General features: G+C 39.4%; 14 protein-coding genes. 11 read left to right on the top strand and 3 right to left on the bottom strand.

What is annotated here, in order from left to right; translation table 11 throughout:
- The first annotated feature begins 7 nt into the window (after positions 1 to 7).
- The 10 genes from glnG (at position 8) to KDJ85_RS13485 (ending at position 9,699) form a co-directional block, all read left to right on the top strand.
- Complete coding sequence (gene glnG / locus KDJ85_RS13530) at positions 8 to 1,480, top strand: nitrogen regulation protein NR(I) (RefSeq protein WP_225820121.1); 1,473 nt, start codon at positions 8 to 10, stop codon at positions 1,478 to 1,480.
- A 1,022-nt stretch (positions 1,481 to 2,502) separates the two neighbouring features.
- A complete protein-coding gene (locus tag KDJ85_RS13525) occupies positions 2,503 to 3,027 on the top strand; it encodes a fimbrial protein (protein WP_225820120.1) in 525 nt (174 codons plus the stop codon).
- A 57-nt stretch (positions 3,028 to 3,084) separates the two neighbouring features.
- Positions 3,085 to 3,753: a fimbrial biogenesis chaperone gene (locus KDJ85_RS13520; protein ID WP_225820119.1), complete on the top strand. Its 669-nt coding sequence runs from the start codon at positions 3,085 to 3,087 to the stop codon at positions 3,751 to 3,753.
- A 25-nt stretch (positions 3,754 to 3,778) separates the two neighbouring features.
- Positions 3,779 to 6,301: a fimbria/pilus outer membrane usher protein gene (locus tag KDJ85_RS13515; protein WP_225820118.1), complete on the top strand. Its 2,523-nt coding sequence runs from the start codon at positions 3,779 to 3,781 to the stop codon at positions 6,299 to 6,301.
- 14 nt (positions 6,302 to 6,315) lie between these two features.
- Complete coding sequence (locus KDJ85_RS13510; protein ID WP_225820117.1) at positions 6,316 to 7,296, top strand: fimbrial protein; 981 nt, start codon at positions 6,316 to 6,318, stop codon at positions 7,294 to 7,296.
- 10 nt (positions 7,297 to 7,306) lie between these two features.
- Positions 7,307 to 7,825: a fimbrial protein gene (locus KDJ85_RS13505; protein WP_225820116.1), complete on the top strand. Its 519-nt coding sequence runs from the start codon at positions 7,307 to 7,309 to the stop codon at positions 7,823 to 7,825.
- Positions 7,826 to 7,841: 16 nt separating this feature from the next.
- Positions 7,842 to 8,339, top strand: coding sequence for a fimbrial protein (locus tag KDJ85_RS13500; RefSeq protein ID WP_225820115.1), 498 nt, complete (start codon positions 7,842 to 7,844; stop codon positions 8,337 to 8,339).
- A 49-nt stretch (positions 8,340 to 8,388) separates the two neighbouring features.
- A complete protein-coding gene (locus KDJ85_RS13495) occupies positions 8,389 to 8,664 on the top strand; it encodes a helix-turn-helix domain-containing protein (RefSeq protein ID WP_225820114.1) in 276 nt (91 codons plus the stop codon).
- A 451-nt stretch (positions 8,665 to 9,115) separates the two neighbouring features.
- The gene (locus KDJ85_RS13490; protein WP_225820113.1) at positions 9,116 to 9,364 is read left to right on the top strand and encodes a helix-turn-helix domain-containing protein; all 249 of its coding nucleotides are present in this window, start codon (positions 9,116 to 9,118) and stop codon (positions 9,362 to 9,364) included.
- 47 nt (positions 9,365 to 9,411) lie between these two features.
- Positions 9,412 to 9,699, top strand: a complete 288-nt coding sequence (locus KDJ85_RS13485) for a helix-turn-helix domain-containing protein (protein WP_225820112.1) — start codon at positions 9,412 to 9,414, stop codon at positions 9,697 to 9,699.
- Positions 9,700 to 9,762: 63 nt separating this feature from the next.
- Here the strand turns inward: KDJ85_RS13485 and KDJ85_RS13480 are convergent, their stop codons facing one another.
- The gene (locus tag KDJ85_RS13480; RefSeq protein ID WP_225820111.1) at positions 9,763 to 10,644 is read right to left on the bottom strand and encodes a LysR substrate-binding domain-containing protein; all 882 of its coding nucleotides are present in this window, start codon (positions 10,642 to 10,644) and stop codon (positions 9,763 to 9,765) included.
- 183 nt (positions 10,645 to 10,827) lie between these two features.
- Here KDJ85_RS13480 and ampC point away from each other — a divergent pair, with 183 nt between their 5' ends.
- On the top strand, positions 10,828 to 11,976 hold the full coding sequence (ampC, locus tag KDJ85_RS13475) for a class C beta-lactamase (RefSeq protein WP_225820110.1): 1,149 nt from the start codon (positions 10,828 to 10,830) through the stop codon (positions 11,974 to 11,976).
- Positions 11,977 to 12,635: 659 nt separating this feature from the next.
- Here the strand turns inward: ampC and hemN are convergent.
- Positions 12,636 to 14,009: an oxygen-independent coproporphyrinogen III oxidase gene (gene hemN / locus KDJ85_RS13470; RefSeq protein ID WP_225820109.1), complete on the bottom strand. Its 1,374-nt coding sequence runs from the start codon at positions 14,007 to 14,009 to the stop codon at positions 12,636 to 12,638.
- Between the two features lie 208 nt (positions 14,010 to 14,217).
- Positions 14,218 to 14,736 carry a Der GTPase-activating protein YihI gene (gene yihI, locus KDJ85_RS13465; protein WP_225820108.1) on the bottom strand — a complete coding sequence of 173 codons (519 nt, stop codon included), beginning with the start codon at positions 14,734 to 14,736 and terminating at the stop codon, positions 14,218 to 14,220.
- Positions 14,737 to 15,067 lie beyond the last annotated feature (331 nt).

Below are 15,067 nucleotides of genomic sequence, written 5' to 3'. Positions count from 1 at the left end.
GATAACCATGTCACAGGGAAAAATTTGGGTCGTAGATGACGACAGTTCCATTCGCTGGGTTTTAGAGCGAGCACTCAACAGTGCAGAATTTGTCTGCACCTGCTTTGACAGTGCTGATGCGGTACTTGCTGCATTGGAAAACGCACTCCCTGATGTTTTGTTATCCGATATTCGCATGCCTGGAACCAATGGTATTGAGCTACTTAATACCATTAAGCAATCCCATCCCCTTTTGCCAATCATCATTATGACAGCTCATTCAGACCTCGATGCTGCCGTTAATGCTTATCAATCTGGTGCCTTTGATTACCTGCCTAAACCGTTTGATATCGATGAAACTGTGGCATTGGTTGAACGTGCGTTAAATCATAGCCGTGAACAGAACCACACGGGGCGTGAAACAAAGCAAAAAGCGCCGATCGTATCATCCACCATGATCGGTGAAGCGCCTGCAATGCAGGAGGTGTACCGCATTATCGGCCGCTTATCGCGCTCATCAATTAGCGTACTGATTAACGGTGAGTCAGGGACAGGGAAAGAGCTCGTTGCTCACGCGTTGCACCAACATAGTCCACGAGTTAATGAACCATTTATTGCCCTGAATATGGCCGCTATTCCAAAAGATCTCATCGAGTCGGAGCTTTTTGGTCATGAAAAAGGCGCGTTCACAGGGGCAACCCAAGTTCGTCAAGGGCGTTTTGAACAAGCCAACCGCGGTTCATTATTTTTAGATGAAATTGGGGATATGCCCCTTGATGTACAAACACGGTTATTACGTGTTCTTGCTGAAGGGCAATTTTACCGTATTGGTGGCTATACTCCTGTGAAAGTGGATGTGCGAATTATTGCCGCCACCCACCAAGATCTTGAAAAACGGGTTAAAGAAGGTTTATTTCGTGAAGATTTATTTCACCGATTAAATGTAATTCGAGTTCAACTTCCTCCTTTGCGAGAACGAACGGAAGATATTCCACGTCTTGCACACTATTTTTTACAAAATACTGCAAAAGAGTTAGGTGTAGAAAGTAAAGTACTGCACCCTGACAGTGAAAAAATTCTGCAGCGCTATTATTGGTCAGGTAATGTTCGCCAATTGGAAAATGTCTGTCGCTGGCTGACCGTTATGGCGGCAAGCCAAGAAATTTTACCGCAAGATTTGCCAGATGATTTACTGGAAGAGCACTCAATACAAAATACTGAAACCAATAAACTGAAGGCTAATGAACCAGCAAAGGCTTCTTTATCTGTGCATCAATTCACCTCAGATGCACAATGGTTTGAATTATTGGAAAAATGGGCTGATCACGCATTATCAGCAGGTAAAGACGATTTACTAGCACAAACAGTGCCGCTATTAGAACGCACTCTACTTAACTGCGCACTGAAGCACACCGATGGACATAAACAGGAAGCGGCCCGTTTATTAGGCTGGGGGCGAAATACCCTAACCCGTAAATTAAAAGAATTAGGCATTGAATAAACCACAATAAAATTAAGTAACTTCACTTGATTTTAACAATCATTCAAAAAGGAGTAGAGAAGAACTCTACTTCTTTATATTAAATATAAAATAGTTTTATTATCGTTTAATATTAGAAAAAATAAGCATGCTCTATTTTAGACAACCTAGCCATATTCCACTCCTTATATTGACCATTGAGGTACGATATTCTAATTAATACAATACATTAATGATTCATTTCAATAGAATTATATATATTATTTAGCTCAGTGAAATTATTAGAGAGATACGCATTCATGTTGATACACTATTCCGTATTGCTGAAATTTTTGGGGTTAGTGTAGAAGTTCTCATGTCTGATTTCATAGTACCACATGAAAATCAAAGCCCTAATTGCCAGACCACCAACAAACAACTTATTGAAGCGGAGCTATTATTATCACCTGAACAGCACTATTTCCTCTACAAATAGGTTAATTCCACTTTATGATTAAAACCTAAAAATTAACGACTAAAATAAACATCTTCTTTATCGTGTTTTTTTTATTCTATCATCATAAGGCTTGTTAGCAATAATGAAGATATTTTCTATAAAAATAATGAAATTAGACTATACCATTTTGAATTACGCATTTAGACATTACAATATCAATCATTATTTTCCGTTATTTTGTTTTCTTTCCAAACAAAAAGAAAATTTAACTTAAGATTAAAAACCCAAAAATCACACTATACGAGAGGAATAAAACTTTAAAATCACACTAAATTTATTACTGGTTTTTTATTTTTATTTAACTTTAGCGCTTCATTAATAAAAAGTAAAATATCTTTCATTTCACGATATAACCCCATTCCCTAACACATAATGTGTTTTTTATTCTAAAAAAACCAAGAATAGAATTAAATTATTATTTAATTCTATTTCCTCGCTGACTTGTTTATTTAAAAAAATAATCACAAAATACCCTCCTATTGAGTAAGCGAATATTTAGCCCGCTCTCAATACCATCAAATAAAATATCTTCCTTGGAGAGTCATAAATGAAAAAGAATATCATCGCAACGTTAATTGCAGCGTCGTCTATTTTTGCTATTAATAATGCATTGGCCGCTGACGGAACTATCGATTTCACGGGTGAAATTACCGACCAAGCCTGTGAATTAGCAGCGGGCTCTGATGCATTAAAAGTAAACTTAGGGAAAGTCTCTAAAACCGCATTACCTAGTGCTGGAAGCACTGCCGCTGCCACTAAATTCACCATCAAATTAATTAACTGCCCTGCCACCGTCACCACAGCATCCGTAAAATTCGATGCTGACTCGTATTTAGGGGATGACACGGTTATCAAACTGAAAGAAGAAGCGGGTGTGGCTACAGGTGTAGGGATCCAAATTACCGATGATGTAAATACCGTTGTTCCACTGTTTACAGCATCTAAAAACTACCCATTACAGCAAAATGTGGAAAATAACTTAGATTTTAGAGCGCGTTATATTGCGAAGTCTGACACGGTAACAACGGGTCCTGCTAACGGCACCGCAACGTTCACAATCAATTATAACTAATTGGACTTTAAGGTTTAAACGGACTTAAACCTTATTCCTGTATTACTAGGTGATAATATGAAACGCTTAATTTGTTTTTTTATATCTTTATTCTTATTTATACAAACGGCTAACGCGGGTGTAATTATTGGCGGCACTCGTGTTATTTATAATGAAGGGAATAAAGATGTCAGTATCAGTGTCGAAAACCCTGATAAAATTCCCTATTTAATTCAATCGTGGATTGATGGTATCGACGAAAAAAAACAATCGGATTTTACTATTACACCACCACTATTCCGATTAAATGCCGATAAAACCAATGCACTGCGTATCTTTTTAACCGCGAATACCTTACCCAAAGATAAAGAATCGTTATTTTGGCTCAATATTAAAACTATCCCAGCGACCGAACGCACGGAAAATTCTTTGCAGATTGCCTTTAAAACACAAATGAAATTAATTTACCGACCTTCTGCCATTAAAGACGTGAACTTTGAAGAACAACAAAAAAAGCTGACATGGTCTAAAACGGGTAGCCAATTAACCGTAAAGAACCCAACACCCTATTTTATGAATTTCCAAAGTATCTCATTTAATGGCAAAAAAGTGAGTGATGTCTCCTACGCTGCACCCTTTTCTAGCGCGACCTTTGACATCAATGACAACGCCGCCCACGGCACCGTGAAATGGGAAGTAATTAATGATTATGGCTCTGCCGCTGAGGCGTCTGAAGCAAAAATATAGCCCAATATCTTTGTAGGTTGTCACCATGAAAATAAATAAAATATGCCTTAGCCTATTCATTTATTTAGGCTATACGGTACCTTTATACGCAGAAAACCCGACCAACAATAATACGGCAGAAGGAAAAACATATTTTGATCCTGACTTTTTAGAACTGCCAAATAAAGAGGCGGTGGATTTAAGCCAATTTGAAAATAACCAACAATTAGCCGGCAGTTATTATGTCGATATTTATGTGAACACTAATTTAATTGGCGCCAAAAATTTAAAGTTCGATAAAAATAGCAACAATACATTAGCACCTTGTTTGACGCTGGATGATTTAAAAAGTTTTGATATTAAAGTTGCAGATTACCCTGAATTAAACAATAGCCAAGATGGCTGTGTCAATTTGGCCGCGATCCCCGATGCCAAAAGCGACTTTGATTTTGATTCTCAACGTTTGTATTTAAGCATTCCACAAATCGCATTGGCGAAAAACCCGCGAGGTTACGTAGACTTAGCGGATATTGACAATGGCATCACCGCCCTGCTACTTAATTACAGCTACAGTGGGTCGAAGAATACTGACCGTAAAGGTGGCGAAGATACCACATCAAACTACGTAAACCTGCGCCCTGGGATTAATATCGGCCCATGGCGCCTGCGCAACTACACGACGTGGTCAAATAGCAGCGGGCAATCCAATAAATGGGACACCATTTACACTTATGCCTCGCGTGGGATCAATAGCCTAAAAAGCCAGTTAATCCTCGGAGACAGCGTATCACCTTCTCAAGTATTTGACAGCGTGCCATTTCGTGGGGCGCAGCTCGCTACTGATGACGATATGTACCCCGAAAGTTTACGCGGTTATGCCCCCGTGGTCCGTGGAATAGCGCGCAGCAATGCACAAATCACTATTCGCCAAAATGGCTATACCATCTACCAAACCGACGTGGCTGCAGGGCCGTTTGAAATCAGTGATCTGTACCCGACTGGGGGTAGCGGTGATTTGCATGTGACGATAAAAGAGTCGAACGGCAGCGAACAGGTGCAGATCGTGCCATTTGCATCACTGCCTGTGTTGCAGCGCGAGGGGTATTTAGCCTATAGCGCCACCGCGGGGCAATATCGCGCTTATGACAGCCATGTAGATAAAACTAAGTTTGGCCAGTTTACTGTCGTTTATGGCTTGCCCTATGGCGTAACTGCCTACGGTGGTAGCCAGTTAAGTGAAGATTATCAATCATATTCAGTAGGTGCGGGGCAAAACTTAGGTCGATTTGGGGCAGTGTCCATAGACATCACCCAGTCCCACGCTAAGTTGCGTAGTGACCTCAAAGAGCGCGGGCAATCATACCGTTTTCGCTATAACAAAAACCTGAATGATATCGGCACCAATATCGCATTAGCGGGTTACCGCTATTCCACTGAAGGGTTTTACAGTTTATCGGAAGTGTTCGATACCTTCCGTGATACCAACTATGTGCCTGAAATCGAACGCCGCCGTAATCGAGGGGAAATTACCTTAAGCCAAAATCTTGGGGATGCTTACGGTTCGATTTCAGCAGGTTATGTTAACGAAGACTATTGGAACAGTGACCGCAAAACTCAGTCCGCCACACTGGGTTATAACAATAGCTGGCAGGGGATCAGTTACGGGCTGAATTATACCTATAACAAAAATACCCGCAGCTATTCATATACAACAGGAACGAAAAATCAGAGTGATGAAGACCACTTATTCACATTCTCGGTGAATATTCCGTTTAATTTATTTGATGACACGGCGTACATCAACTTTGTCAGTAATCATAGCAGCCGTGACTCCAGCACAGGCAGCATGGGGGTTTCTGCATCTCAGCTTAATAACCGTTTAAATTGGAGTATGCAACAAGGCTTTACCAACCAAGAAACGGGAACAACAGGTAACTTGAACGCATCCTATAAAGGACAATACGGTGAAGTTTCTGGTGGTTCGGGTTATAGCAAAGACAACTATAACCTCTATTACGGAGTGAACGGTAGCTTAGTCGCACATTCAAACGGGTTAGTGTTAGGCCAACAATTAGGTGAGACTGCTGCTCTTGTGGAAATCCCGAATGCAGGGGATGTGCCGATTATGAATCAAGCGGGCGTGGTAACCAATAACCAAGGTTATGCGTTAGTGCCGTACGTGACGGCTTACCGCAAAAATGCCGTGGATATCGATACCTCGGCGTTACCCAATAATACCGAAATGGAGTTAACCAGCCAAACCGTCGCACCAAGCCGCGGTGCCTTAGTAAAAGCGAGCTTTGCGGCGAATGTCGGTTATCGCGCAATTATGGCGTTGACTTTTGCAGACGGCAAGCCCGTACCATTTGGGGCGCAGGCCATCTTTAACGATAACAACCAATTAAATAGCCTAGTCGGCAATGACGGTGAAGTGTATTTATCCGGTTTAGCGGAAAGTGGTCAATTTATTATTCAATATAACGAGAAACAACAATGCCAAGTGAATTATAACTTAGCAGGGATTTCAGATTATATGGGGTTATATAAAACTACTGCGGTTTGCCGATAATAAGGAAATAGAAAATGAAAAAATTAATTTATCCATCAATATTAGCGGCTAGCTGTTTATATTTATATTCAGGGTATGCGAGTGCTGCTTGCACACAAAACCCCACAAATAGACTGGCAGCTTATATACCCAATAGCACACTGAATATACAATATGATAATACGTGGACCAATAATTATGTTATAACAACACATAGTGTTGCTGCCTTTCCAGGTTTATCAGGCTACAATTTCGCCAATGCTAATGCGCAATATTGCGGTGGGTACCAAGATTTATACTATGTTAATAGCTGGAGTAGTAATGCAAGTAAAATTGCACCAACTGCCATTCCTGGAATTGGAATCAGAGTTAGGCTAAATACATTTGGCAATAGTGGTTATATTCCTATTCAATCTCAAAAAACTGAAACTAGTTGGGGGTTTGGAGCCACATCTTGGGTTATTGATATAATAAAAACTGGAGCCATTACCACATCGGGTACAATAAGAAGTGGGGAAGTGGCTCATTTAACACAATATAACACAACCGTAGGAACTCGATTTGTAGGTTCTATTTTACGGTTTCAAAGTGGCTATCGAATAAATGTACTCAGCTGTTCATTAAAAAGTCCCGTACCAACAATTAACTTAGGTGATTGGTACGATACTCAGTTCCCTACGGTTGGTAGCACCAGTACAGAAGTCGATATCCCCATTACATTAAACTGCATAGCAGGTACCAATATTAAAGCAACTGTCACAGCAACCAGCGGCACTGTAAATGCCGCACAAGGTCAACTCGCACTTTCAGGCACAAACAAAGCCACTGGGGTTGCAATACAAATTATCGATGCCAATAAAACACCTATCCCATTGGGAAGTAAAAGAACGATAAGAAATAATGCTACCGCGGGTGATTATATTTTCGGTTGGAAAGCGCGATATATTAAAACCGCCGATAAAATTACCCCAGGCCCTGCAAATGGTACAGCCACTATTAATATTCGTTATGAGTAGGAATAATGCCATGAAAAAAATATTACTCACTATTTTATCGATAAATTTATTCGCTGTGCATTTATCTTCATTTGCAGCTACCAATATTACGGTTAATTTTACCGGCAATATTAAAGCCGCTACCTGTAATATTTCAGGTGGCAATAATATCGATATTGATTTAAAACGTTTGCCCATGGATATATTTGATGGCGCACAAACAGGCTCCGCTTGGAATACCTTTAATATTCACTTAAATAACTGCTCATCATTTGTGAACCAAATCAAACTAACCTTTACAGGCACAGCTGAAACAGGGGATACCACCAGTAGCTTATATAAAAACTTAGGTACTGCAAAAAATGTTGCCGTGCAATTACAAAGCGATGACGGAGCAACCCCCTTAGGTAATTTAAAAGTGTTACAGGTGCCGCTCAATGGGCAATCTGATATTGCCATTCCATTACGTACTCGTGCTTACAGTGCCGTGGGTAATGTGGTACCAGGGTCTATTTCTGCCAATATTACCGCCACCATTACCTATTTATAAGCAAAGGAATTACATAATGAAAAAATTTGCACTTTCATTATTGCTGGTATCTGGTTCACTGTTTGCCGCCGACCAGCAAATTAATATCAATGTTCATGGCTATGTTACGGCGATGCCGTGTGAATTAGACACCACAAACTATGTGATTGACCTGAAGAAAATTAATATTTGGAATATTAAAGATACTCAAAAATCCCCTTGGGTGGATTTTTCAGTAAAATTAAAAAATTGCCCTTTATCAACCACGGAAGCAATCATGACATTGAGTGGTACACCGGATACCACTACACCCGACTATTTTATTAATAATGGTACAGCAAAAAATGTCGCCCTGAATTTAGCCAACACTGCTAATAAAGTCACAATCAAAAATGGGGATAAGATTTCTGTTCCAGTTCATTACCCAACTCGCAGTGTAGAATTTTCATTTTCAGCTCGAGTGGTAGGATACGGTAGCGGTATGGAGCCTGGTTCATTTCGTAGCCATTTAGAGTTTAATCTTGTTTATCATTAATTATGCGAATAAATAGTGTATTGCTCTATTTCTGATTAGAGGTGGTTAAATGCCTGAGTATTATCCCGTATCCAGAATTATTGGAAATAAAATCACATATTATCGAAAAATGAAAGGGATGTCCCTTCATGAACTTGCAATTATCATTGGTGTTAGCGAACAACAACAATCACGATATGAACGAGGGATAAACAGAATTAATTTAGATAGGTTAAATGAGTATGCCAATATATTTGGAATTGAATTAGAAAGATTCTTTATTTTAAATGAAAAAGAAAATCAAGAAATTTTTGATGTACTTAACTTAAGTATGAAGGAGGATTAGTGAAATTTATCATTTATTCATTATTGGATTTTTATCATCCTTTTCTGCTTATGCAAACCAATATTGCGCTTTAAGGATCAATAATTCAATGTGTAGTGAGAGGCGCAGCACTCTTTTTGGGGAAACTCATAAATAGGCATCGCAATTAAACTGTTGGATAAAAATAGAAAATAACATTAAAAACACAAGCATATTATATTATTAAATCGAAACACTCATTTAATTATATTCTTAATAAGAATATTGTATGTTTCAATATGAAATAAATTCAGCACTTATAATTTAACCTGCTTTAAAAATTTTTTATTTTAATGATCAATATCTATTTTTATATGAATTACTCTCTGTTAGAGTAATCATTCAACATAAAAAACTAATTTTAATTTAATATTCTTTTTTATATCAAAGTAATCATTTTTAAATAGTCTTATCGATATAAAAGGAGTCAACTATGCAGAAATATTACCCTGCATCAAAATTAGTCGGTCGTAAAATAACTTACTATCGGAAAATGAAAGGAATTTCATTATCGAAAATTGCCAATGATTTTGGAATTAGTGAGCAACAGCAATCAAGGTATGAACGGGGAATAAACCGTATTAATTTAGACCGTTTAGCCCAATATGTTAATTACTTTAAAGTTAACTTTTATGATTTATTATCGGATAAAGATATAAAAGAGTTAGCTAAATTAGAATAAGTAACAACATCCGAAGTAATATTAATAAACATCTATTAAGGCATATTATGAACAAAAAAATATCCACATCTGTTGGTATGAAAATTAGGTCATTAAGAGAAAGCTACGGAATGAGTGGCAAGGAACTCAGTACCTTGTTAGGAATTAGCCAACAACATCAATCTCGCTATGAAAATGGAGAGGTAAATATCCATGTTGATACGTTATTCCAACTTTGCCAAATATTCGATATCGACCCCGCCTATTTTTTCACTGACTATAACCCATTAAATCATGCAAATAATTTTATTCATGACAAGAAAAGTTTCTATGAAGCCGAAACGCTTGTGTTTTAAAGCATGGCCCTCAGATAAACTGCAAATTAACTTTACCTAAGCCAGTCACATTGTTGTGCTGGCTTAACTAAATTGCGCCTCTTCTAATATCCATTGCTGAAAAATCATCATTGCCGATGTCATCGGCTTCGACTTTAAACGACTTAGCCAGTATCCCCCTAACGTCACACCAATATCGAAAGGCTGAACGAGTGTGCCTGCGCTAATTTCGTGCTCAAACATACAGCTCGGGACTAAGGCTACACCTTCAGTTAAGATTGCCGCCTCAACCATTAATCGAGAAGAATCAAATACAGGACCTTTCACTCGCCATGGATCTATTTGCGCAGCGAGAAACCATTTTTCCCACTCATCTTTACGGTAAGAACGCAGTAACTTTTGTTCTTTTAAATCCACTGGCGATTTTAAGCCAGTCGCCACTTTTTCTGAACATAACACCGTATGCGACGTTGTAAATAATGGCATATTTTCCACCAATGGCCACAAGCCCTCCCCAAAGCGAATAGCAAAATCAACACCTTCAGCCGCTAAATTGACCACGTTATTGTGGGTCATAATACGTAAATCAATATATGGGTATAAATCAGAAAATTTGCTTAAACGCGGTAATAACCAACCTACTGCAAAGGTTCCCACGACTGAAATACTTAACACTTCATGATAATGGCCATCTTCAAATTGCAACAATAACGATTCGATTTGATCAAAAGAACGACTCAGCACAGGTAACAGAGCCAAACCTTCATCTGTTAATGCTAACCCTCTTGATAAACGAATGAATAATTCCAAACCTAGCTGTTCTTCCAGCAACCGAACTTGCTGGCTTACTGCAGCCTGAGTGACATTCAATTCAAGCCCAGCTCGCGTAAAACTTAAATGCCTTGCAGAGGCTTCAAATGCACGAAGTGCATTAAGTGGAAGGCGATGACGGTAATTTCCTGACATAAGATTTTCTTTTGGCTCATCGAATTTTATATCGTTTTAAAAAATAGCTTAAAACACGCATACTCTTGCTCAACGGCTACTTTAACCGAATAAATGCTATATTACGGCACTTATTTGTCGTACTAAAGTACTTTTCAAAATCAGCTATCAATAACTTAAACTTTTATTTAATTGGACAACTCTATGAGAAATCTTTTTCGTCAGGGGCGGATTTTTATCGCCCTGAGTTTGGCTTTTACTGCCATTTCAGCTAACGCTTTAAACCAACAAGATGTCGATAGCATTATTAAGCCGCTGATGAAACAGCAAGGTATCCCAGGGATGTCTGTCGCAATTTCCATGGAAGGCAAACGCTATATTTACCACTATGGCGTGCAATCCAAACAAACCCAAGAGCCTGTCAATAACAATACACTGTTTGAAATTGGATCGCTGTCTAAAACCTTCACAGCGACTTTGGCTGCCTATGCACAAGTGCAGGGAAAATTAGATTTTTCACAAACCGTGAGTCATTATCTGCCTGAATTAAAAGGTTCTGCCTTTGACCACATTAGCGTTATGAATCTTGCAACCCATACATCGGGTTTATCTTTGTTTGTACCTGAAACAATAACAAATTCAATGGAATTAACGCGTTATTACCAAAACTGGATCCCTGAAAAAGCGATTGGTCAGTTTCGTTCATACTCTAATTTAGGGGTGGGATTATTAGGTATTGTGGCAGCAAAACAGTTAAAAATGCCTTTTGAACAAGCCATGGAAAAATTGATGCTACCTTCTCTTGGCCTCAAGCACACTTATATTCATGTACCTAAGAATCAGCAAAAAAATTATGCACAAGGCTACAATAAAAAAGACCAACCTGTACGAGTCACTCCACAAATTCTAGATGCTGAGGCTTATGGTTTAAAATCGAACGCGAAGGATTTAATTCGTTTTCTTGAAATTAACATGCAAACGGTAAAAGTCGCAAAATCGTGGCAAGAAGCCGTTGAAGATACCCACACGGGGTTATATTTAACCGATTCATTTGTGCAAGATATGATGTGGGAAAGTTACCCGTGGCCAGTCTCTTTATCACAATTACAACAAGGTAACCGTGATGAAATGGCATTACAGCCACAAAAAGTCGAAGCAATTAAACCCGCAATGCCACCAGAAACCCGTGCATTTTATAATAAAACAGGGTCAACCAATGGCTTTGCCACTTATGCTGTGTTTATTCCCGAAGAACAAGTCGCCGTGGTGATCCTTGCTAATAAATGGTATCCGATCCCCGACCGCATTAATGCCGCTTATCAGCTAATTGAAAAGATTGATAACCAGAATTGATATCACAATGTAATACTCAAAATAGTTCGTTCTGCCGCTAGGCGGCAAGGAAAGCTAAGCCCTAGGAACATACACTAAGTATGTGACTAGGGTTAGCGAACGTAGCCAACAACGCTGTTGCGCGAAATATGACGAATATTCAATACTCTAAATAGTTCGTTCTGCCGCTAGGCGGCAAGGAAAGCTAAGCCCTAGGAACATACACTAAGTATGTGACTAGGGTTAGCGAACGCAGCCAACAACGCTGTTGCGCGAAATATGACGAATATTCAATACTCTAAATAGTTCGTTCTGTCGCTAGGCGGCAAGGAAAGCTAAGCCCTAGGAACATACACTAAGTATGTGACTAGGGTTAGCGAACATAGCCAACAACGCTGTTGCGCGAAATATGACGAATATTCAATACTCTAAATAGTTCGTTCTGTCGCTAGGCGGCAAGGAAAGCTAAACCCTAGGAACATACACTAAGTATGTGACTAGGGTTAGCGAACGTAGCCAACAACGCGACAGGGCGAAATATGACGAATATTCAATACTCTAAATAGTTCGTTCTGTCGCTAGGCGGCAAGGAAAGCTAAGCCCTAGGAGCATACACTAAGTATGTGACTAGGGTTAGCGAACGCAGCCAACAACGCGGCAGGGCGAAATATGACGAGTATTTAGATGACACGGGAAAACTGCCGCTGCCTCATCTGCCCCCGCAAATACACATCAAAACACATGCAAACATTGCGGATCAGCAAGCGCCCTTGTGGTGTCACCTTAATACCTGTTTCGGTTATTTCCACCAGCCCATCTTCTGCCATTGGTTTTAGCAATTCCAAATCTTCTTTAAAATAAGATTTAAAATCAATCGGGTATAGGGCTTCTATTTGTGCGAAATCTAGTTGGAAGTTACAAATTAATGTTTTAATCACATCACGGCGCAAGCAATCATCATCCGTTAGGACTAAACCACGCCACAGGGCATGCCCCTGCTCTTCAACCTGTGCATAATAAGTTTTTAAGTCTTTCTGATTCTGCGCGTAGTTATCCCCTAACATACTGATCGCCGAAACGCCTAACCCTAAGAGATCGCAATCACCTTGGGTCGTATAGCCTTGGAAGTTACGGTGCAATATCCCCTCACGCTGCGCTACAGCAAGTTCATCTTCAGGCCGGGCAAAGTGATCCATCCCAATAAACTGATAGCCACCTTTGGTTAACGTTGCAATCGTGTCTTGTAGAATATCGAGTTTTTGCTCTGCACTTGGTAAATCCGCATCCTTAATTTTGCGCTGCGCGGCAAATAAATTTGGCAAGTGAGCATAATTAAACACGCTTAAACGGTCGGGTGATAACTCAGCGACTTTTTTCAGTGTAAAAGCAAAGCTTTCTGAGGTCTGTTTTGGTAAACCATAAATTAGGTCAATACTGGTTGATGTAAAGCCTGTTTCTTTAGCGCGTTTAATCAAGGCAAAAATGAAGTCTTCGTCTTGTTCTCGATTTACCAACACCTGAACTTCTTTATTGAAGTCTTGTACGCCCATACTTAGGCGATTAAAGCCTTCATGACGTAAGTGATCAATCATATCAAGTTCGATTTCACGCGGGTCAACTTCAATGGACATTTCCACATCATCTGCAAAATGAAAATGTTTTTTCAATAAGCCGACTAAATGACTAACTTGGGCTTTATCAAGATAAGTTGGTGTACCTCCGCCCCAATGCATTTGTGTGACAGTGCGGTTTTTTAGCAAAGATGCACGTTGAATAATTTCTTTTTCAATAACTTTTAAATATTCATCCGCCTTATGCTTTTGGCGTGTCACTAATTTATTGCAACCACAGAAGTAACAAAGCTTATGGCAAAAAGGAATATGGACATAGAGCGATAACGGGCGGTCTGGAAAACGTGTTGTCGCACTAATAAACGCTTGTTCATCATAGTCTTGATTAAATTCCAAAGCGGTGGGATACGACGTATAACGAGGCCCTGAATAATTGTATTTTTGAATGAGAGAAAGATCCCAAACAATATTTTGCTCTGACATAACATTCCTCAATTGACCAAAAGCTCAAACCATGACGACGGGTTGCACCTTATTTAATTTGTTATTCGGTGAGTGTGAAAAAGCTTCACTACATAGTGATATTATAAAGATGTTAGAGAAAAGAGACTTGATGCAACATCAAAGAAAAGTGTGTTTGTAGAAAAAAACAGGCGCATCCCCCGCTAGCGCGAGGGATGATTAAACGAAGTTATTTGCTTTTTAAGATGCGCATGATGTCATCTAGTTTATCTTCGTCTTCTTCCTCTTCTTCTTCGTCAGCATATTCAATGCCTAAAATACTCATTAGTTCATCAATACGGTCTAAACAAGTATTGATGTATTTTTGCTCTTCTGCGTTAACCGCTTCGCCATCTTCTAGGCGCGCAAGTAAGCTATCTAAGCGATCATCGCTTTCTAACAGTTCTAACTCTTTTTCAGGCGTCAGTTTTTCTTTAACGACTGGCTGTTTTTTCTCAACAACAGGTTTGGTAATGTGTTTTTCATCCACAATTAAAGGGACTGGTTTTTTGCTACCTAAACGCGGGTCAGCAGAGGCGTTTTGCCCACCATTTTGTTTGTTGGATGCTTGTTCTTCATAACGGCTGCCAGCTTTATGACCACGATGTTTTTTCTCGCGTTTACGTTCACGGCCTTCCGCGTTCAATTCTTCTTTGGTTTTACGGTATTTTTTCTTTGGCTTAGCTGCCGGTTTTTTTGGTGCATTCATGGTCTGATACCTTGATAAAGTCAGTTTCTGCTGCGAAATCTAGCAGGATCCCATAAAGGGGGAAAGCACTAGTTTGCAATTTCAGCGGATTTTTTATTCCACCCTGCCTTCGCAATAGTACTTTATTGATTATACCTTAAATAATTCGAGTTGCATGCAAGCAAAAAGAAGGGAACGAAACTGAAGGATATTCAAAATCGGTTGTACCAAGAATGGAGAGTATCGTTTTGAATTACATTCTTGGTAATTCTAATTATTCCAATGCTCTAAATAGTTTGTGCTGTAGCAAGGCGGCAAGAGTTGCTAATCCCTAGGAGCATACATAAGTATG

The sequence above is a fragment of the Providencia vermicola genome, assembly GCF_020381325.1.
Lineage (GTDB): Bacteria > Pseudomonadota > Gammaproteobacteria > Enterobacterales > Enterobacteriaceae > Providencia > Providencia vermicola.
The sequence above is the reverse complement of the archived record's forward strand: the minus strand, read 5'-3'. Positions and strand labels throughout refer to the sequence as shown.